Below are 19,247 nucleotides of genomic sequence, written 5' to 3'. Positions count from 1 at the left end.
TAAACTGTTGTTTGTTCCATTATTTCTTTTCTTATTGCTGGTCGCAGCCTTGATGGTGCAGTTGACTCGCAATGCGGGCGGGGAAGACCCCACCATGCTGGAATCGGCGCTGATTGGTAAACCCGTGCCCACGTTTACCTTGGAGTCGCTCGAGCAGCCTGGAAAAACCTATGATCAGGCGGTATTACACAATGGCAAACCGATGTTGCTCAATGTTTGGGCTACTTGGTGCCCGACGTGCCGCGCTGAACATCAGTACCTGAATACGCTGGCGTCTAGAGGCGTGCGGGTAGTTGGGCTCAATTATAAAGATGACCGCGCCAAGGCGGTGACGTGGTTGAACACGCTGGGCAATCCCTATGCGCTCAGCCTGTTTGATGGCAACGGCATGTTGGGGTTAGATCTGGGGGTTTACGGCGCACCGGAAACTTTCCTGATTGATGGCGAAGGCATCATTCGTTATCGCCATGCTGGAGACATGAACGAACGCGTTTGGCAGCAACAGGTCTTGCCGCTGTACCGCAAATATGGGGGGGCGATATGAGGGCGATGCTACTGATATTGTGCGCCTTGCTCAGTTGGCACGCGGCGGCGGCTATCGATAATTATACATTCGATTCGGTGGCGCAGGAGCAGCAATATCGGGCGTTAACCGAACAGCTGCGCTGTCCAAAATGCCAGAACAACAGCATCGCCGATTCGAATGCGATCATTGCCGCCGATATGCGCACGAAAGTGTATGAGCTGATGATGCAGGGGCAAAGCAAGCAGCAAATTATCGACTATATGGTGGCGCGCTATGGTAATTTTGTTACCTATGAGCCGCCAGTGACGCCAGCCACGCTGATCTTGTGGCTGGGCCCGGTGTTATTCGTACTGATTGGCGGTGCCGTGGTGATTATGCGTAGCCGCCGTCATCGTCGCGCGGCGCAGAACGATGACTTCTCCGAGCAACAACAACAGCGTTTGGCGGCGCTGCTGAAAGAGACTGACAGGAAGAAACCCTAATGGCTTTTTGGCTGATTATTATTGTGCTGCTGATCGGCGCGGCTGCGCTACTGGTGGTGCCGGCAATGCGGCAAACCAAGGCGAGCGATAACGCCAGTCGCGATACGCTGAATAAGGTATTTTATCAAGATCGTCTTAACGAGCTGGAACAGGATGAACAGCAGGGCGTGGTAGCCGAGCGCCCTGAGTTGGTGAAGGAGTTACAGCAAAATCTGTTGGATGATATTCCCAGCCAGCAACCGGCGCAGGCACAGCCGATTAACCGTTGGGCGCTGCTACCGGGTGTGGTGGTACTGGTGGTTATCGCCGTCGGCTTCTATTTGAAAACCGGCGGGTTGGCGCAAGTTACCGCTTGGCATCAAGTCGAAGCCCAAATGCCGGCATTGCGTGAACGCGTGGCTAACGAGCGCGCCGAGCCCCTCAGCATGGAAGAGATTGCGCGCCTTGGCTTAGGATTGCGCACCGCACTGCAACAAGACGACCGCAACATCAATGACTGGATGATGCTGGGCCGCGTTGGCATGGCGCTGAATAACGCCACTACCGCTTCACAGGCGTTCGCCCATGCTTATCGGCTTGATCCGAATAATCTGGACGTTCGCCTTGGCTATGCCGAGGTATTGACGCGATCCAATGATCCAGAAGATAACAAACAGGCAACGGCCCTGTTACGTAAAATGATTGCCGAAGATCATACTGACTTGCGGGTGTTGAGTCTGTTAGCGTTCAACGCATTCGAACAAGGTGATTATAAACAGGCTATTGGCGCATGGCAGGTGATGCTCAAACTGTTACCGGCTGACGATCGGCGTGTCGAGGTGTTAACACGCAGTATTGAACAAGCAAAAGTACAGCTGGGTGAGGAAACTGTTAAACTTGCTATTAATGTCACGTTGTCTCCTGAGGCAGCGAAAGCATTACCCTCACAAGGGACGCTGATTATTTCGGTTACCGATGGCAAAAGCCCGGTGCCGGTTGCGGTAAAACAATTACCATTGAGCCGCTTCCCGCAGTCATTCTCACTGGATGACAGCAATGCCATGATGCCGCAACGCCTGCTTTCAGCGTTGCATCAGGTGAAGGTTCGTGCGCGCATCTCGCGTGATGGTCTGGCGACGCCGCAGGCGGGTGACTGGTTCGGTGAGAGTGCGTTGCTGGACTTCAGCGGCAAAGGGCAGGTTAGCGTTCAGATAGACAAGCAGGTTCCGTAACGAGAAGACTGAACGTATTGTTTTTATGGAGAAAAATATGAATTTTCGCCTGACTGGGCTGGCTTTTGCAACGGTGTTGCTCGTCGGGTGCGCCAGCACCCCGGAAAACGAACCTCAAGGGCGATCCGATCCTCTGGAAGGATTTAACCGTACGATGTTCAATTTTAACTACAACGTGCTGGATCCTTACGTCTTGCGGCCGGTGGCCGTTGCCTGGCGGGATTATGTCCCGATGCCCGCACGCAATGGTTTGAGCAACTTTACGTCCAACCTGGAAGAACCGGCCAGCATGGTCAATGATTTCCTGCGTGGCGATCCGTACCGCGCGATGATCCACTTTAACCGTTTCTTCCTGAACACGCTGTTGGGCATGGGCGGATTGATTGATGTGGCGGGGATGGCGAACCCGAAACTGGCACGTGAAGAACCGCGTCGCTTCGGTAGCACGCTAGGTTATTACGATGTGGGCTATGGCCCTTATGTCCAATTACCGGGTTATGGTAGTTTTACGCTGCGTGAAGAAGGCGGTGAGTGGGCGGATAAACTCTATCCGGTGCTAAGCTATCTGACCTTCTGGATGTCGGCAGGGAAATGGGTGGTTGAGGGCATTGAAACACGTGCACAACTGCTGGATTCTGACGGCCTGCTGCGTAACTCGTCCGATCCTTACCTGATGATGCGTGAAGCTTACTTCCAGCGTCACGATTTCCTGGCGAACGGTGGCGTATTGAAGCCTGAAGAAAATCCGAACGCCCTGGCTATTCAGGATGATTTGGGCGAAATCGATTCAGCAGACTGATAATAAATCAACAAGTTACCTGCCAAGTGGTGGGGCGAACATGTTCGCCCCCCTACGGTTTAGTCATATCTCAAGTTGCCAGCAACCTGCCCATATCACATCCGTCAACCGCGTAGTGGCGTGGCATGCCGCGACAGTTAATTGCTCAGCACCGGAAGCGGGGCGAACATGTTTAGCCATATGCCACGTTGCCAGCAACTTGCCCACATCACATCCGTCAACCGCGTAGAGGCGTGGCATGCCGCGCCAGCTAATCGCTCTGCACCGGAAGCGGGGCGAACATGTTTAGCCATATGCCAAGTTGCCAGCAACCTGCCCACATCGCATCCGTCAATCGCGTAGTGGCGTGGCATGCCGCGCCAGCTAATTGCTCCGCACCGGAAGCGGGACGAACATGTTCGCCCCCTACGGTTTAGCCATATGCCACGTTGCCAGCAACCTGCCCACATCACATCCGTCAACCGCGTAGTGGCGTGGCATACCGCGCCAGCTAATCGCTCAGCACCGGAAGCGGGGCGAACATGTTTAGCCATATGCCACGTTGCCAGCAACCTGCCCACATCACATCCGTCAATCGCGTAGTGGCGTGGCATGCCGCGCCAGCTAATTGCTCCGCACCGGAAGCGGGACGAACATGTTCGCCCCCTACGGTTTAGCCATATGCCACGTTGCCAGCAACCTGCCCACATCACATCCGTCAACCGCGTAGTGGCGTGGCATGCCGCGCCGGCTAATCGCTCAGCACCGGAAGCGGGGCGAACATGTTCACCCCCTACGGTTTAGCCATATCTCAAGTTGCCAGCAACCTGCCCACATCGCATCCGTCAATCGCGTAGAGGCGTGGCATGCCGCGCCGGCTAATCGCTCAGCACCGGAAGCGGGGCGAACATGTTTAGTCATATGCCACGTTGCTAGTAACCTACCCACATCACATTCGTCAATCGCGTAGTGGCGTGGCATGCCGCGCCGGCTAATCGCTCAGCACCGGAAGCGGGGCGAACATATTCGCCCCTACGGTTTAGCCATATGCCACGTTGCCAGCAACCTGCCCACATCGCATCCGTCAACCGCGTAGTGGCGTGGGATACCGCGCCAGCTAATCGCTCAGCACCGGAAGCGGGGCGAACAGGTTTAGCCATATGCCAAGTTGCCAGCAACCTGCCCACATCACATCCGTCAATCGCGTAGTGGCGTGGCATGCCGCGCCAGCCAATCGCTCTGCACCGGAAGCGAGGCGAACATGTTCGCCCCTACGGTTTAGTCATATCTCAAGTTGCCAGCAACCTGCCCACATCGCATCCGTCAACCGCGTAGTGGCGTGGCATGCCGCGCCAGTTAATTGCTCTGCGCTGGGTGCAGGGAGGACTCAAAGCTCTGACAATTGATTAACGAATAGTAAGCAAGGGAGGGGCTACGGCTCAGGCTGGGGCAAAAACAACGCACCATGCCGCTCAGGTTTAAGTGAACGGCATGGTGCTAAATAGCCGGTTTTTAAGCCGGCTGCGTCAACAATTTAGAAGGTGTAGTTGAAGTTTGCGCCGTACAACCAAGCTTTACCTTCAGACTCGAAAGTATACGGGCCTTCTTTGATGGTAACGTGCTGACCGTGCATGTAAGACACACCGACGTCAACCGAGGCATTCTTGTTAAACGCGTAGGTGGTACCGGCGCTTAGCCAGAAACGATCCTGATCCGGAATGGAGATGGAGCGGTTCTGCGCTGGAACAGGACTGTCATCGAAGGCGATACCGGTACGGAACGTCCAGTTATCATCATAGTAATAGGTTGTACCCAACGCGATGCGATACGCGTCTTTGAAGCCTTCATGCTTTTCAAACAACGTTTGGCCGTTGTTACCCGTTGCTTTCAACTCCTGGAATTGACTCCAACTGGTATAGGCCAGGCTGTAGTGAACCGCCCACTGTGGCGCAACTTTGTTATAACCAGAGATTTCCCACATTTCTGGCAGATGCAGAGACAGGGAACCCGACACTGTCTGGCCGTTAGTACCGAGTGGCAGACCCATGGATCCCAGCAGCGGATTATATTGCGCAGGTAGGCTGCTCTTATAATCGCCTTCAAAGTCGATCTTTATCTCTGAGCGATAAGTCAGGCCGTAACGATTGTTTTCGTCCACTTCATATAGAATACCGGCATTCCAACCATAGCCCCATTCGTCACCTTTTAAGTGGGCAATTTGGGTATCGCCAGGGATCTGTGAAATCGGGCCTGCTAACCCCGGTGGCAATTGGCCAGAACCGGCCAGCAGTTTTGGCAAGTCGCCAGCGTAACGCTCGATTTTCGCCTTGGCGTAAACCGCATCAAAGCCCAGACCGAAGCTGAAGTGTTGATTTAAACGATAAGCTGCGCTTAGGTTAAGGTTAGCCGTGGTCAGATCGGTTTTACCGGCAAACGCGCCAGCGGTATAGCTATCATTAAATTCAGTCGCTAAACCGTAGTTACTGGTGACGGAAGCCCCCAGAGCCCACTGATCGTTGATCGGGTGAATATAGTGAAGATTAGGTACCCATGCGGTAGGCGCGATGTTTTTTGCATCAAGACTGGCGCCGCTCGGTGATTGTCCTGAAATGTCGACATCCGGGTTGATGAAGATTGCACCGCCAGAGAAGGACGGGCTATCAAACATCATCATGGTTGCGGGGTTGCGGCTTCCTGATGCTGCGTTGTCTGCAACAGCGCCTTCGCCAGAGAAAGAACGGCCTAAACCAGATGAAGAATACTCATTCAGCTGGAATCCTGCGGCATAGACGTTTGAAGAAATAATTGCCACTGCAGCTGCAAGAGCTGATTTAGTAAATAGGTTTTTCTGGCTCATGACCAAAACCTCATTATGTGTTTATTATTTAAACTATTGTTACTTATAGTAACAAGGAGCGCGGGATTGTAGGGTCCGTTATCATTCAGACAAATCAGACCAGTGGCTGAATTATAGGTCTGACCTGTGAAAATGTTGCAAGTTTGTTTTCCATATATTTCCATTTTGATGTCGAAAAAGAGATCTGCTTAACAAAAAGCGACCGCTTAATAACAAAATTCTTACCAATCCTTAGCAGACGAGCATTTTTATTTGTGATTTCCATCACTTAAAACACCTGCTAACAGTAAGTGCTAGTGCTCCTTTCAACAGGGGAGTAAAATACCCTTTAGATTTTTGTGTTTATGCGCCAGATCAAAATTGGCAATTTGAGGCGGTAAAACCGCCTCGTAAGGAGATTTGAACATGTCAGATGCAATTAACAAATGCAGTGCGCAGGAAACAGCAGCATGCTGCTGTGTGGATGTTGGCACCGTCATGGACAACACTGACTGCACCGCATCCTACAGCCAGGTATTTGCGAGTCAGCAAGAAGCACAACAGATGTTGGCCGCATTGACGGAAAAAGCACGTTCTGTGGAATCCGATCCGTGTGACATCAGCAGCAGCATGAATCCCGTTGAAGGGGGGGTGCAGTTAGATGCTGATTTTACCTTCGCCTGCCAGGCCGAAACGTTGATTTTCCAGCTCGGACTGCGTTAATTGGCGTAAATTTTTTGCGCGGGATCGCCCGCGCACTCATCCTATCCCCCATCCTCTCGGCAGAAAGTTGCTCTTGCTCGCAGATTTCACGCTTACCGGTTTGCCAAATGTAAACATATGGTTAACAATGACCCACATCAGGTCAGACCTGTTTCGATCGTTGCGCTGACGTCATCATCTTCAGGAGCGTTTATGAGTAAGGCACTGCCGCTAGTTACCCGTCAGGGTGACCGAATTGCAATTGTAAATGGACTGCGTACCCCGTTCGCCAAGCAGGCCACTGCCTATCACGGAATTCCGGCGGTGGACCTTGGTAAAATGGCGGTGAGCGAACTATTGGCGCGCAGCGGTATCGAGCCGCAATTAATTGAACAACTGGTCTTTGGCCAAGTGGTGCAAATGCCGGAGGCGCCTAACATCGCGCGCGAAATTGTGCTAGGAACCGGCATGAGCGTGCACACCGATGCTTACAGCGTATCGCGTGCCTGCGCCACCAGTTTTCAGGCTATCGCCAATGTGGCCGAAAGTATCATGGCTGGCAGTATCAGCATCGGCATTGCGGGCGGTGCAGACTCCTCTTCCGTCTTGCCGATCGGTGTTAGCAAAGCGCTGGCGCGAACCTTAGTTGATGTGAATAAGGCGCGCACCTTGTCACAACGGCTTAAGCTATTCAGCAAACTTAAATTCCGCGATCTGTTGCCGGTTCCGCCTGCGGTTGCGGAATACTCCACAGGGTTGCGCATGGGCGATACGGCCGAACAGATGGCCAAGTCACATGGCATTAGCCGGGAAGAACAGGATGCGCTTGCGCATCGTTCGCATCAGTTGGCGGCTAAAGCCTGGGAGCAGGGGCTACTGCGTCAGGAAGTGATGACCGCCTATGTGCCGCCATACAAAGCGCTATTGGCTGAAGATAATAACATTCGTAAAGATTCCAGCCTGGCTTCCTACACCAAACTGAAGCCGGCATTCGATCGTAAACACGGTAGCGTCACGGCAGCCAACAGCACGCCACTGACCGACGGTGCCGCTGCCGTATTGATGATGAGTGAGTCGCGTGCCAAAGAATTGGGATTGGTGCCGCTGGGTTATCTGCGCAGCTTCGCTTTTGCTGCCATCGACGTGTGGGAGGACATGCTACTTGGCCCTTCTTACGCGACGCCGCTGGCGCTGGATCGCGCAGGTATTACCCTGGCTGATTTGGCGTTAATTGATATGCACGAAGCGTTCGCCGCACAAACGTTGGCAAACCTGAAAATGTTCGCCAGCCAAGAATTCGCCCAGCAAAAGCTGGGGCGCAGCGCGGCGATTGGCGAGGTCGACAGAGATAAATTTAATGTGCTGGGTGGTTCAATTGCTTACGGTCATCCGTTTGCGGCAACCGGTGCACGCATGATCACCCAGACCTTACACGAGTTGAAACGGCGCGGTGGTGGCTTAGGGTTAGCGACCGCCTGTGCAGCGGGTGGGTTAGGTGCAGCGATGGTTGTGGAGGTCGAATAATGAATGTTGAAAATGCGTTGCACGAGCAGCGAGCCAAACCCTCGTCATTTCGCTTGACGCTGCGGCCGGATAATATCGGTGTGATCACCATTGATGTGCCGGATGAGAAAGTGAATACGCTGAAAGCGGAATTTGTTGAGCAAGTTAATGATGTGTTGATTAAGGCGCAGCAACATCCTGGGCTCGAAGGGGTGGTGATCGTTTCTGGTAAACCCGATTCATTTATTGCCGGTGCTGATATTACGATGATTGCCGCCTGCAATAATGCCAATGAAGCAGAAGCGCTGGCGCGTAAAGGGCAAAATACCTTGGCACAGATAGCCGCGTTTCCCGTACCGGTGGTGGCGGCGATCCACGGTGCATGCTTGGGCGGTGGGCTGGAGCTGGCATTGGCCTGCCATAGCCGCGTGTGCTCGCTCGACGACAAAACCGCGCTAGGCTTGCCGGAAGTTCAGCTCGGTTTGCTACCGGGTTCCGGTGGCACTCAGCGTTTGCCCCGGCTGATTGGGGCGAGCAAGGCGTTAGATATGATGCTGACCGGTAAACACCTGCGCGCCCGGCAGGCTCTGCGTATGGGGTTGGTCGATGATGCTGTGCCCCACGCTATATTGCTGGAAACGGCCATCAAACGGGCGAAACAGGGATGGAAAAGCAGTGCCAAGTTGCCGTGGCAGGAACGATTGCTGAACGCTCCGTTGGGGCGCAGCGTGTTGTTCAGTATTGTGCGCAAGAAAACCTTGGCGAAAACGCACGGTAATTATCCGGCTGCAGAGCGCATTATTCAGGTGGTGCGCACGGGATTAGAACAAGGCAATGCCAGCGGTTATGAAGCGGAAGCGCGCGCATTTGGCGAATTAGCGATGACGTCAGAGTCCGCCGCATTGCGTAGCCTGTTTTTTGCTTCCACAGCGCTGAAGAAAGAAAAAGGCAGCGACGCGCAACCGCATCCCTTGCAGCGCGTGGGTATCTTGGGCGGTGGTTTGATGGGCGGTGGGATTGCCTGCGTCACTGCGACGCGCGGTGGTTTGCCGGTGCGCATTAAAGATGTGAATGAGCAAGGCATTAATCACGCGTTGAAATACAGTTGGGACGTGCTGAGTAAGCGAGTGCGCAGCAAACGCATGCGCCCTGCCGAACGGCAAAAACAGATGATGTTGATATCGGGTGCCACCGATTACACCGGTTTTGAACGGGTAGATATTGTGGTGGAGGCGGTGTTTGAAGATCTGGAGCTGAAACAGCGTATGGTGGCAGAGATCGAGCAGCACAGTGCTCCTCACACGGTGTTCGCTTCCAATACCTCATCGTTGCCGATCGGCCAAATCGCCGCGAAAGCGCAGCGTCCACAACAGGTGATTGGTCTGCATTATTTCAGCCCGGTCGATAAAATGCCGTTGGTGGAGGTGATCCCCCATGCTGGCACCAGCGATGAAACGATTGCAACCACCGTTGCGTTGGCGAAAAAGCAGGGTAAAACGGCGATCGTCGTGGCCGACCGCGCCGGGTTTTACGTTAACCGCATTCTGGCCCCCTATATTAATGAGGCCGCGCGTTGTCTGCTGGAAGGTGAGCCAATTGAGTCATTGGACAAAGCGCTGGTGGATTTCGGCTTCCCGGTCGGGCCCATCACACTGTTGGATGAAGTCGGTATTGATGTCGGCACGAAAATTATCCCGGTTTTGGTTGAAGAATTGGGGACGCGTTTTGCCGCGCCGGCGGCATTTGATGCCGTGTTAAAAGATGGCCGTAAAGGGCGTAAAAATGGCCGCGGTTTTTATCTCTACCCTAGTGAAGGCCAGCAGCGGCAGCGCGCTAAACGTGCTGACAGTGCGGTTTATTCATTACTGGGTGTGACGGCCAAAGCGCATCTTGAACCGCCGCTAATTGCACAACGGTGTGTGATGATGATGCTGAATGAGGCTGTACGCTGTCTGGATGAGGGCGTGATTCGCAGTGCGCGCGATGGTGATATCGGCGCGGTGTTTGGCATCGGTTTCCCACCGTTCCTTGGCGGCCCATTCCGCTATATGGATGCGCTCGGCATTGAGACCGTGGTTAAAACGCTGCGCTATCTGCAACAGCAGTACGGTGAGCATTTTGCGCCGTGTGAGCGCTTGCAACGCATGGCAGAACAACGGGAAGCGTTTTATCCGCAGTAATATGCAGGGTGACCCGCGGCGCGGTAGACCGATTTGCACTACAGTTGCAAGAGGGTTGCAATGTGATCCTCATCAACGCTTGCGTTACCGTTAAACCCGGATGCTGTACAGGGAAATAGAGGCAGGGTATGGTGGCAAATCGAGAGTAGCGTTTGGTCACCATAAATAACTTTCATCGTGGGTGAGAAAAATTCAACCCGTTGAATTGGTTGTTAAGTGAGCGATGGGTTCACGTTTAACGAGCGTTGGTGTAGAAAACAGCGTTTTCTTTACGTGAACTTTCAGGCAGAATGCCCGGCCGCCATAGAGTGACGGCGAGTTATCGTTTGAAGCACTTATGCTCTTGAGCGATGTCCGAAATAGTTCGACTGGCATCAAGGCGATGAAAGAACCAGCCGCAGTGCAGACTTGAGTCCGCGATGCGGTGTGGCGATCGTGGTCAATAAAGATGCCGTGCGAATTATGACGGGTATAAAGGTACTCGGCGATACAGCACGCTCTGCGTTTCTGTAACCTAGAGATAGTGTTTTTTGTCAACAACAGCGGTGCAATATGCAAGTTTTGATTATGCGTCACGGAGAGGCAGCACTTGATGCCGCCAGCGATTCGGTAAGACCTCTTACCGCCTGTGGCCGTGATGAGTCGCGTCAAATGGCGGCTTGGTTAAACACCAAGTCAGTGGATATTGATCGTGTGCTGGTTAGCCCTTATCTGCGGGCAGCGCAAACGCTGGAAACGGTGCGTGAGGTATTACCCCTACCCGAAGGCGAAGAAGTGTTGCCAGAGCTGACACCCGGCGGTGACGTGGGGTTAGTGAGCTGCTATCTGCAAGCGCTGGCAAATGAAGGTGTGGGGGCGGTGTTGATCGTTTCACATTTGCCCTTGGTCGGTTATCTGGTGGCCGAGTTATGCCCGGCGGAGTGCCCACCCATGTTTGCGACCTCTGCGATCGCCAACGTCGAACTGGCGGCAGACGGCGTAAGCGGGAAATTTGAATGGCAAGTGAGTCCGTCGCAATTAATGGCCAAAGTATAACGGCCAGGGCTGTAGTGAGCGGTCGTGTTCGCCGGGCATCGTGAGAATAACGCCAATCGTTAGGGCGATTGTTCTCACCGCATTCAGCGAACAATGACGTTACTGCGTGTGCGATGCTGTCATCGCCCTTCGTTATTTTATCGTCTGGCTATTGTGGCTGCTCGACCAAGATCAGTACTGCGGCGCTGCCGCCCCACTCTTTAGGCGCTTGGTGAAATGCCAATACGTCGGGGTGTTGAGCTAACCACAGCGGCGTTTGTTGCTTAAGAATATGTTTGCCATGGCCGTGCATCACGCAGGCGCAGTGAACGTGCTCCCGTTTACAGGCTGCAATCAGCGCGCCGAGCTCCTGCTTGGCCTGTAACTGCGTCAACCCATGTAAATCGAGAAACAGGTCGGGTACATAGTCCCCTCGTCGCAATTTCTTCAATTCAAAATGGCTGTATCCGGGGCGTACATAACGCGTCGGGCCTTCTTCATCCAACTGCGGCTGAAATTCATCAGAAAAATAAAAGCTGGCATCAACCTGCTCTTGCAGCAGCCGTTGCGGTGCAACCTGCTTGATCTTCGGCTTAGGTTGGCGGTGGACGATCGTATCCTGACGCAATTTTTTAGCGCCCGTCACGGACTCTCTGAAGAGCTGCATTTCGTCTTTGCTCAGAGGGTGCTTGTTTTTCATTATTCATTCACCGAAAAGAATTTTTGGGCTAGTTTATCGTGCGTAGCGGATCAGACGAAGCAAAACTGTGCTGGCAGGCTGATGAGAATGAATTAACCGCGTGGCGGTCAAGCGCGCACAGCGACACGCAATAAGGTTATACCCGTGATACTTAATGTTGCATGTGTATTGGTTGCGCTCGTTCACCCGAATCACTGACCAGAGTAAGCGCATCGGGATTCACGTTCTTGCCGCCTTCCGACAATTCGAATTATTTAGGGTATATATAGCTGCTGATTTGTCCCGGGCTTCATGGCAAACTAGGCGGCTATCTCATGAATCACAGTCGCCTGCGGAGGGCACATTGGACAAAATTTTCGTCGACGAAGCAGTGAACGAACTGCACACCATTCAAGATATGCTGCGTTGGACCGTAAGCCGTTTTAACGCTGCGAATATCTATTATGGTCACGGAACCGATAATCCGTGGGACGAAGCGGTGCAGCTGGTTCTGCCGAGTTTGTACCTACCGCTGGATATTCCGGAAGACATGCGTTCGGCGCGTCTGACTTCTAGCGAACGTCACCGCATTGTGGAACGTGTGATTCGCCGTATCAACGAGCGTATTCCGGTTGCGTACTTGACCAACAAAGCCTGGTTTTGCGGCATGGAGTTCTACGTTGATGAGCGCGTGTTGGTGCCGCGTTCGCCGATTGGTGAATTGATTAACGATCGTTTTAGCGCACTGATCCCGCATGCGCCGCGTCATATTCTTGATATGTGCACCGGCAGCGGTTGTATTGCGATTGCCTGTGGTTACGCCTTCCCAGAGGCAGAGGTTGACGCCGTGGACATTTCCAGCGATGTGCTGGCGGTGACCGAACGCAATATACAGGCGCATGGCGTCGAACATCAGGTGATCCCGATCCGCTCCGATCTGTTCCGTGATGTACCGGCTATCCAGTACGATCTGATCGTCACTAATCCACCTTATGTGGATGCGGAAGATATGTCTGATCTGCCAGAGGAGTTCCGCTTCGAGCCGGAACTGGGGCTGGCGGCGGGTAGCGATGGCCTGAAACTGGTGCGCCGTATTTTGGCCTGTGCGCCTGATTACCTCAGTGACGAGGGCGTGTTGATTTGTGAAGTGGGTAACAGCATGGTACACCTGATGGAGCAGTATCCTGATATTCCATTCACGTGGCTGGAGTTTGAAAACGGCGGTGACGGCGTGTTCATGCTGACTAAACAGCAACTGATCGACTGCAAAGCCCATTTCAGCATGTACCGCAGCTGATGATTTCCCGGGTCTGCTGCGGCGGGCCTGATAACCAACATTAAGTTATCCCCAGTACGCGTACGTCGCGCTCAGGTGGTTATTATCCGCGGTTGTGAAACAGCGAGAGAACCGGTGATGATGCACGTTGAAAGCGGAAAGGGAGGTAAGGAGCCGTCATGGCAGGCAACAGTATTGGGCAGTTATTCCGTGTCACCACTTTTGGGGAGTCGCACGGTGTGGCGCTGGGATGTATCGTTGACGGCGTGCCGCCGGGCATTGCGTTGACCGAAGCCGATTTACAACACGATCTGGATCGCCGTCGTCCGGGCACCTCGCGTTACACGACACAGCGCCGTGAGCCGGATCAGGTTCGCATCCTCTCCGGCGTGTTCGACGGTGTGACCACCGGCACCAGCATCGGGTTGATCATTGAAAACACCGATCAACGTTCGCAGGATTACGGTGCAATTAAAGATCTGTTCCGCCCGGGGCATGCGGATTACACCTATGAGCAAAAATACGGTGTGCGAGATTATCGTGGCGGCGGTCGCTCGTCGGCGCGTGAAACCGCGATGCGTGTCGCCGCCGGTGCGATTGCCAAAAAATACCTCGAGCAAAAGTTCGGTGTAAAAGTGCGTGGCTATCTGGCGCAAATCGGCGATGTCAGTTGCGAACTCAAAGATTGGCAACAGGTTGAGCAAAATCCGTTTTTCTGCCCGGATCCCGACAAGCTGGAAGCGCTGGACGAACTGATGCGGGCGTTGAAGAAAGAAGGCGACTCGATCGGCGCGAAAGTGAGTGTGATTGCCGAAAACGTCCCGGTCGGCCTCGGTGAGCCGGTATTTGACCGACTGGATGCCGATCTGGCGCATGCGTTAATGAGTATTAACGCGGTGAAAGGCGTAGAGATTGGTGACGGTTTTGCGGTGGTCGGCAAACGCGGCAGCGAAAACCGTGATGAAATCACCCCTGAGGGTTTCCAGAGCAACCATGCTGGCGGTATTCTCGGCGGTATCAGCAGCGGTCAACCGGTCATCGCCCATTTGGCGTTGAAACCGACGTCCAGCATTATGGTGCCGGGGCGCACCATTAACCGCCAGGGCGAAGCGGTGGAAATGGTCACCCGTGGGCGACATGATCCTTGTGTCGGTATCCGAGCCGTGCCGATTGCCGAAGCGATGATGGCGATTGTATTGATGGATCACTTATTACGTCAGCGTGCGCAAAACGGCGATGTTGTTTCCGACGTGCCGCGCTGGTAATACTCAATCTGACTTTCGAGGTGGCGATAACGATGAAAAAGTGGCTGGTGGGCCTGCTGGCGCTGATAGCGTCAAGTTCTGCGCTGGCGTTAACGCCGTGGCAGAAAATCGATCATCCCGTGGCGGGTGACGCGAAGGCCATTGGCGGTTTTGCTAACGGTTGTATTATCGGTGCACAACCGTTGCCGTTAAATGCCGCTGATTATCAGGTGATGCGCCAAGACCAACGTCGATATTTCGGCCACCCTGAACTGCTGGCATTTATCCAACGGTTGAGTGCTCAGGCGAATCAGCAACGCCTTGGTACGGTGTTGATCGGCGATATGTCGATGCCTGCGGGCGGGCGTTTTAGCAGCGGCCATGCCAGCCACCAATCCGGGCTTGACGTTGACATTTGGCTGCAACTGCCACGTCAGCGCTGGAGTTCGCAGCAATTATTGCAGCCGCAGCCGATCGATTTAGTCACCCATGACGGCAAGCAGGTGCGCAGTAACCAGTGGCAACCGCAGATTGCGTCGTTGATCAAACTGGCGGCAGAAGATGATAACGTCACGCGTATCTTTGTAAACCCGGCGATCAAACAGCGTCTGTGCGATGATGCAGGCAGCGATCGCGCATGGTTACATAAGGTTCGTCCATGGTTTGGTCACCGTGCCCATATGCATGTCCGTCTGAGTTGTCCTGCGGGCAGCCTGGAATGCCTCGAGCAGGATCCGCCGCCGCCGGGCGATGGCTGTGGTGCCGAACTGGCCAGTTGGTTCGAACCCCATCAACCTAGCTCGAAACCGGGTAAACGGATCGTCCCACCGTTGCCGCCGTCCTGTCAGGCTTTGCTTGATAATCATTTCTCCGCGGAATAAAAAATGGATTGGTTTGTGGTTGGCCCCGAAATGCTCGGGGCGTTGTTTGCCGTAGCGCTACTGGCTGGTTTTATTGATTCCATTGCGGGTGGCGGCGGTTTGCTCACTGTGCCGGTACTGCTGGCGGTCGGAGTTCCCCCGGCGGAGGCGCTGGCGACCAATAAATTGCAATCTGTCGGCGGATCGTTTTCTGCCAGTTGGTACTTCATTCGCCGCAAAGCGGTGAATCTTAACGATCAAAAACTGACGATCTTCCTCACGTTGCTCGGTTCGATTGCTGGCGCGATTCTGGTGCAACATATGCGCGCCGATCTGCTGCGCCAGATGTTACCGCTATTAGTGATTGGCATCGGTTTGTATTTTCTGCTGACGCCGCGTTTGGGGGAAAACGACCGTCAGCGCCGTCTGAGTGCGTTGCCGTTTGGCTTAGTGGCGGGGGGCTGCGTGGGTTTCTATGATGGCTTTTTTGGCCCCGGCGCCGGTTCTTTTTACGCGTTGGCATTCGTGACGCTGTGTGGCTTCAACCTAGCGAAGGCTACCGCCCATGCCAAAGTGCTGAATTTTACCTCCAACTTCGGCAGTCTGATATTTTTCATCGTGGGCGGCAAAGTGCTGTGGGGCATTGGGCTGGTGATGCTAGCCGGGCAGGTTCTGGGCGCACGTCTGGGCGCTCACATGGTGTTAACGCGTGGTCAAAAGTTGATTCGGCCAATGATCGTGATCGTATCGTTGGTCATGAGCCTGAAACTGTTGTACGACAACCACGGTGCGGAAATTCAGCAGTGGCTATCGATGCATTTTTAACGAGCCAAAAGAGCGGCAACATGAAATAATTGCCACTTTATTTTTGTGGTTATTGAGTCTTTTATGTCTGACACACACCAATATTCGCAATTGATTGAAATTTTTAATCAGTGCTTCAGTGAAGATTACAACACGCGCTTGGTCAAAGGCGATGATGAACCCATTTATCTGCCAGCGGATGATGCGCTGCCTTACAACCGAATTGTGTTTGCCCACGGCTATTATGCCAGCGGTATGCATGAAATTTCCCACTGGTGCATCGCCGGTGAGGAACGACGTAAGCGGGTCGATTTTGGCTACTGGTATTGTCCTGATGGCCGTGATGCGCAAACGCAAAGTGAGTTTGAAGCGGTAGAAATTAACCCTCAGGCGCTCGAGTGGCTGTTCTGCGTTGCGGCGGGGTTCCCGTTCAACGTCAGTTGCGACAATTTGAACGGTGAGTGCGAGCCGGATCGCATTGCATTTCAGCGGAAAGTGCGTAACCGGGTGTTAGAATTGTTGGAAAAAGGGATACCCGAACGTCCTGCACGCTTTATTCAGGCGTTACAATCGTTTTACAATACGCCCCCGTTGGCGCCAGAGCATTTCCCCTATCCGGAAGATCTCAACTGACGTCAGTTTAACTAACCCTGAACCTTTCACATTCGCCTTGGTAGCGAAAGGGCAAATGTGCGAATGCCATGGCACTTAATCAGTGACCGGTTGCGTACCCAAGCGGCAGAATGTGAAAGCGCAGGGAATAATGAGGAAATTTAATGATCGCTGAATTTGAAGCGCGCATTTTGGCGCTGATTGATGACATGGTAGACCACGCCAGTGATGATGAACTGTTTGCCGGTGGCTACCTGCGCGGTCATTTGACCCTAGCGGTTGCTGAGGCGGAGCTGCAGGGCGAGCACAGTGCCGAAGCGCTGAAAACTCGGGTGGAAGACAGTCTGCATCAGGCCATACGCGCCGGTGAACTTTCGCCGCCGGATCAGGTGCTGGTTGAAGGCATGTGGGAGCGCTTGTACCAGACGGCTCTGGGCACCGCCTGATTGCTGGGGCTCAGTGGTTGAGCCCCGACGCCGCGAATTACACTGCACGTCCTTTCAATAGTTTTCTGATCCACATCCGATTGGGATTTAACGCTGCCAAGGTTTCAGCATCGCCCGGCAGCGGCTCGCCAAACATCTGCGCAGCTAAGATTTCTGCCGCCAGCGGGGCGGAACACAATCCGCGAGAACCCAACGCGCCCAGCATAAACAGCCCCGAATAGACCGGTGCCGTCTCAATATTCTCGCCACGCTGGCGTTGGCGCGACAACGCGTGATAGCGCGCTAGCGTCTGCGCATAATCCGGTACGGCGCCCACCTGCGGCAGATGATCGCGTGAAGCGCTGCGTATGCCACAGCGTGCTTGCCGGTCGCTCACGTCAACCTGCTGTGTCCAGGTTTGCTCTGGCAGACAGCGCAGCAAACGCGCGCGGTTTTCTTGCTGCTCTGGTTCACGGTAATCGGTGCCGACATCGCCGCGTTGATAACTTGCGCCAATGCAATGTTGTTGATTGAGTGGATTAACCGGCGTCAAGTAACCGTCGTAACACAATACCTGTTTCAATTGGCTAAGCGTTGGCGTGGTAGGAATATGTGAAACCTGCCCGCGCACCGCCGTCATTGGCAACGCGGCAGTGACAGGGAATGACGGCAGCTGGTGGCCATTCGCCAATACCACCGTCGCGTGTTGACGATTTTCACCATTGCTGAAGGCCAATTGCCAGCCTGCAGCAACGGGCGTCAACGCGTCGAGTTGATAGCCGTAGTGGACGATTATCCCCTGTTGTTGCGCGAGGGCCATCGCACCGTCGGTGAGCTCGGCCGGGCTTAGCCAGCCACCTTGCGGATAATGAATACCGTCAAATCCGCTATCTAGCCCAGCGAGTTGGTTTAGCGTGGCGCGGTCGGCCTCAGATGCCAGTTCCGCCGGCCAGTCGGTTGCCAGAATATTGGCAATTTTCGCCGCACTTTTCTCGTTATAGCCTAACTGGCTGACACCGCACCATTGATGAGCAAAATTCACCCCGTCTTGCGCCAGAGCATCATACTGGCGGCGGGCAAAGGGAAAGGCGGCGCAGAAAAAACGCTCCAGCGGATTATCGCGCCCGTTTAGTAACGGGTATAACGCCCCCTGACGGTTGCCTGACGCCCCGTTTGCCGGTGCATCATCGCGTCACCTTGGCACCGCGGCGTAATAGCGCCAGAGCGGTGAGGGCGCTGGCAATACCGCCGCCGATCAGAGCAATATCATCAAGGCGTTCTGCGGCAGGGCGCGCATACCAAGGCGTGGGATTGACGGCCGCCGGCGTGTCGGCTGGCAGTGTACCGATCAGCATTTCACGTTTTTGGCCGAAGCCTTTGCTTCTTTCAACGCAGAATCCCGCCTGCTGTAAGCCGCGGCGCACAAAACCGGCGGCAGTAAAGGTGGCGAAACTGCCGCCAGGCCGGGCGAAACGCGCCATCGCGTTGAACAACTGCTCGGTCCACATATCCGGGTTCTTTGATGGCGCAAAACCATCAAGAAACCAGGCATCAACCTGGTTATTCATGCTGTGGTCGAAGCTGGGTAATAGCGTGTTGACGTCACCAAACCACAGGTCAAGCGTGACGCGGCCCCCGGCTAACACGAGTCGGTGGCAGCCGGGTAACGGCAGCGGCCACTGGGCACGCAGTTCATCGGCAAAGGGTTGCAGTTCCGGCCAGCGCGCATGTGCTGCTGCCAAATCGGCCAATTGCAGTGGGAATTTTTCGAAGCTGATGAAGTGCAAACGTTGCACTGTGGCAGCGGGCGTTGCGCGTTGGACATGGTCAAATGCCTGCCATAGCGTCAGGAAATTCAGGCCGGTGCCAAAGCCAGTTTCCGCCACAATAAACAGTGGCCGCGGGTGGTCTGCAAAACGTGAAGGCAGCCGATTGCCGCCCAGAAAGACGTAACGGGTTTCCTCCAGCCCATCCTGGTTGGAAAAATAGACGTCATCAAACTGTTTCGAAACAGGTGTACCCTGTTCGTTCCAGGATAATGCAGCGGTTTGGATGGGGGCGTGGCTCACGGTCAGTTGCTCATAATTCAAGGGGTGACAAGATTTTAACGGCGCT

General features: G+C 54.2%; 18 protein-coding genes and 1 pseudogene. 14 read left to right on the top strand and 5 right to left on the bottom strand.

All coding sequences use genetic code 11. The annotated features are described in order from the left end of the window. Positions 1–52: 52 nt before the first annotated feature. Genes ACQKDS_RS10225 through mlaA form a run of 4 tightly spaced genes read left to right on the top strand, consistent with a single transcriptional unit; the run spans position 53 to position 3,018 of the window. Positions 53–544 carry a DsbE family thiol:disulfide interchange protein gene (locus ACQKDS_RS10225; RefSeq protein ID WP_399669765.1) on the top strand — a complete coding sequence of 164 codons (492 nt, stop codon included), beginning with the start codon at positions 53–55 and terminating at the stop codon, positions 542–544. After that, positions 541–1,008 (top strand): cytochrome c-type biogenesis protein CcmH, encoded by a 468-nt coding sequence (locus ACQKDS_RS10220; protein ID WP_399669459.1) that lies wholly within the window; start codon positions 541–543, stop codon positions 1,006–1,008. The genes ACQKDS_RS10225 and ACQKDS_RS10220 overlap by 4 nt, the downstream gene beginning before the upstream one ends. Next, a complete protein-coding gene (ccmI, locus tag ACQKDS_RS10215) occupies positions 1,008–2,219 on the top strand; it encodes a c-type cytochrome biogenesis protein CcmI (RefSeq protein WP_399669461.1) in 1,212 nt (403 codons plus the stop codon). The genes ACQKDS_RS10220 and ccmI overlap by 1 nt, the downstream gene beginning before the upstream one ends. A 37-nt stretch (positions 2,220–2,256) precedes the next feature. Then, complete coding sequence (gene mlaA / locus ACQKDS_RS10210) at positions 2,257–3,018, top strand: phospholipid-binding lipoprotein MlaA (RefSeq protein ID WP_399669464.1); 762 nt, start codon at positions 2,257–2,259, stop codon at positions 3,016–3,018. Between the two features lie 137 nt (positions 3,019–3,155). On the opposite strand, the gene ACQKDS_RS10205 is transcribed toward mlaA, so the two are convergent. The 3 genes from ACQKDS_RS10205 to fadL all read right to left on the bottom strand — a co-directional run bounded on the left by ACQKDS_RS10205 (position 3,156) and on the right by fadL (position 5,854). After that, positions 3,156–3,611, bottom strand: coding sequence for a hypothetical protein (locus ACQKDS_RS10205; RefSeq protein ID WP_427622605.1), 456 nt, complete (start codon positions 3,609–3,611; stop codon positions 3,156–3,158). A gap of 318 nt (positions 3,612–3,929) precedes the next feature. Continuing rightward, positions 3,930–4,217 (bottom strand): hypothetical protein, encoded by a 288-nt coding sequence (locus ACQKDS_RS10200; protein ID WP_399669467.1) that lies wholly within the window; start codon positions 4,215–4,217, stop codon positions 3,930–3,932. A 314-nt stretch (positions 4,218–4,531) separates the two neighbouring features. Next, on the bottom strand, positions 4,532–5,854 hold the full coding sequence (gene fadL / locus ACQKDS_RS10195) for a long-chain fatty acid transporter FadL (protein WP_399669470.1): 1,323 nt from the start codon (positions 5,852–5,854) through the stop codon (positions 4,532–4,534). 405 nt (positions 5,855–6,259) lie between these two features. Between fadL and ACQKDS_RS10190 the strand changes: the two genes are divergently transcribed. From ACQKDS_RS10190 to sixA, 4 genes are all read left to right on the top strand, one after another. Continuing rightward, complete coding sequence (locus ACQKDS_RS10190; RefSeq protein ID WP_399669472.1) at positions 6,260–6,556, top strand: YfcZ/YiiS family protein; 297 nt, start codon at positions 6,260–6,262, stop codon at positions 6,554–6,556. 192 nt (positions 6,557–6,748) lie between these two features. After that, entirely contained in the window at positions 6,749–8,059 is a 1,311-nt protein-coding gene (gene fadI / locus ACQKDS_RS10185; RefSeq protein ID WP_399669475.1) for an acetyl-CoA C-acyltransferase FadI, read from the top strand. Beyond that, a complete protein-coding gene (gene fadJ, locus ACQKDS_RS10180) occupies positions 8,059–10,218 on the top strand; it encodes a fatty acid oxidation complex subunit alpha FadJ (RefSeq protein ID WP_399669478.1) in 2,160 nt (719 codons plus the stop codon). Before fadI ends, fadJ begins: the two co-directional genes overlap by 1 nt. Before the next feature lie 552 nt (positions 10,219–10,770). Then, positions 10,771–11,253 (top strand): phosphohistidine phosphatase SixA, encoded by a 483-nt coding sequence (gene sixA / locus ACQKDS_RS10175; protein WP_399669481.1) that lies wholly within the window; start codon positions 10,771–10,773, stop codon positions 11,251–11,253. A gap of 148 nt (positions 11,254–11,401) precedes the next feature. Here sixA and smrB read toward each other — a convergent pair whose 3' ends face one another. Beyond that, positions 11,402–11,932, bottom strand: a complete 531-nt coding sequence (smrB, locus tag ACQKDS_RS10170; protein WP_399669483.1) for an endonuclease SmrB — start codon at positions 11,930–11,932, stop codon at positions 11,402–11,404. Between the two features lie 343 nt (positions 11,933–12,275). Between smrB and prmB the strand changes: the two genes are divergently transcribed. From prmB to ACQKDS_RS10140, 6 genes are all read left to right on the top strand, one after another. Beyond that, positions 12,276–13,208 (top strand): 50S ribosomal protein L3 N(5)-glutamine methyltransferase, encoded by a 933-nt coding sequence (gene prmB / locus ACQKDS_RS10165; RefSeq protein WP_399669486.1) that lies wholly within the window; start codon positions 12,276–12,278, stop codon positions 13,206–13,208. Positions 13,209–13,366: 158 nt separating this feature from the next. Then, a complete protein-coding gene (gene aroC / locus ACQKDS_RS10160) occupies positions 13,367–14,452 on the top strand; it encodes a chorismate synthase (protein WP_399669489.1) in 1,086 nt (361 codons plus the stop codon). 32 nt (positions 14,453–14,484) lie between these two features. Next, positions 14,485–15,312: a penicillin-insensitive murein endopeptidase gene (mepA, locus tag ACQKDS_RS10155; protein WP_399669492.1), complete on the top strand. Its 828-nt coding sequence runs from the start codon at positions 14,485–14,487 to the stop codon at positions 15,310–15,312. Between the two features lie 3 nt (positions 15,313–15,315). Then, the gene (locus tag ACQKDS_RS10150; protein WP_399669494.1) at positions 15,316–16,116 is read left to right on the top strand and encodes a sulfite exporter TauE/SafE family protein; all 801 of its coding nucleotides are present in this window, start codon (positions 15,316–15,318) and stop codon (positions 16,114–16,116) included. A gap of 63 nt (positions 16,117–16,179) precedes the next feature. Next, on the top strand, positions 16,180–16,728 hold the full coding sequence (locus ACQKDS_RS10145; protein WP_399669497.1) for an elongation factor P hydroxylase: 549 nt from the start codon (positions 16,180–16,182) through the stop codon (positions 16,726–16,728). Between the two features lie 143 nt (positions 16,729–16,871). Further along, positions 16,872–17,153, top strand: coding sequence for a YfcL family protein (locus ACQKDS_RS10140; protein WP_399669500.1), 282 nt, complete (start codon positions 16,872–16,874; stop codon positions 17,151–17,153). A 37-nt stretch (positions 17,154–17,190) separates the two neighbouring features. On the opposite strand, the pseudogene mnmC reads toward ACQKDS_RS10140, so the two are convergent. After that, a pseudogene (gene mnmC, locus ACQKDS_RS10135) lies at positions 17,191–19,201 on the bottom strand (bifunctional tRNA (5-methylaminomethyl-2-thiouridine)(34)-methyltransferase MnmD/FAD-dependent 5-carboxymethylaminomethyl-2-thiouridine(34) oxidoreductase MnmC). Positions 19,202–19,247: the final 46 nt, after the last annotated feature.

Origin of the sequence: Serratia sp. NPDC078593 (assembly GCF_050268245.1) — a bacterium.
In the GTDB taxonomy this organism is placed as follows: domain Bacteria; phylum Pseudomonadota; class Gammaproteobacteria; order Enterobacterales; family Enterobacteriaceae; genus JBNNGK01.
This window is presented reverse-complemented; position numbering and strand designations above follow the sequence as displayed.

Bases quoted from the DNA above. Each gene is read 5' to 3' on its own strand.
- ACQKDS_RS10205 (WP_427622605.1), bottom strand. From the start codon at position 3,611: ATGCCACGCCACTACGCGATTGACGGATGTGATGTGGGCAGGTTGCTG.
- ACQKDS_RS10225 (WP_399669765.1), top strand. From the start codon at position 53: ATGGTGCAGTTGACTCGCAATGCGGGCGGGGAAGACCCCACCATGCTG.
- ACQKDS_RS10140 (WP_399669500.1), top strand. From the start codon at position 16,872: ATGATCGCTGAATTTGAAGCGCGCATTTTGGCGCTGATTGATGACATG.
- fadJ (WP_399669478.1), top strand. From the start codon at position 8,059: ATGAATGTTGAAAATGCGTTGCACGAGCAGCGAGCCAAACCCTCGTCA.
- aroC (WP_399669489.1), top strand. From the start codon at position 13,367: ATGGCAGGCAACAGTATTGGGCAGTTATTCCGTGTCACCACTTTTGGG.
- ACQKDS_RS10190 (WP_399669472.1), top strand. From the start codon at position 6,260: ATGTCAGATGCAATTAACAAATGCAGTGCGCAGGAAACAGCAGCATGC.
- mlaA (WP_399669464.1), top strand. From the start codon at position 2,257: ATGAATTTTCGCCTGACTGGGCTGGCTTTTGCAACGGTGTTGCTCGTC.
- ACQKDS_RS10220 (WP_399669459.1), top strand. From the start codon at position 541: ATGAGGGCGATGCTACTGATATTGTGCGCCTTGCTCAGTTGGCACGCG.
- ACQKDS_RS10200 (WP_399669467.1), bottom strand. From the start codon at position 4,217: ATGCCACGCCACTACGCGATTGACGGATGTGATGTGGGCAGGTTGCTG.
- smrB (WP_399669483.1), bottom strand. From the start codon at position 11,932: ATGAAAAACAAGCACCCTCTGAGCAAAGACGAAATGCAGCTCTTCAGA.
- ccmI (WP_399669461.1), top strand. From the start codon at position 1,008: ATGGCTTTTTGGCTGATTATTATTGTGCTGCTGATCGGCGCGGCTGCG.
- ACQKDS_RS10145 (WP_399669497.1), top strand. From the start codon at position 16,180: ATGTCTGACACACACCAATATTCGCAATTGATTGAAATTTTTAATCAG.
- fadI (WP_399669475.1), top strand. From the start codon at position 6,749: ATGAGTAAGGCACTGCCGCTAGTTACCCGTCAGGGTGACCGAATTGCA.
- sixA (WP_399669481.1), top strand. From the start codon at position 10,771: ATGCAAGTTTTGATTATGCGTCACGGAGAGGCAGCACTTGATGCCGCC.
- ACQKDS_RS10150 (WP_399669494.1), top strand. From the start codon at position 15,316: ATGGATTGGTTTGTGGTTGGCCCCGAAATGCTCGGGGCGTTGTTTGCC.
- fadL (WP_399669470.1), bottom strand. From the start codon at position 5,854: ATGAGCCAGAAAAACCTATTTACTAAATCAGCTCTTGCAGCTGCAGTG.
- mepA (WP_399669492.1), top strand. From the start codon at position 14,485: ATGAAAAAGTGGCTGGTGGGCCTGCTGGCGCTGATAGCGTCAAGTTCT.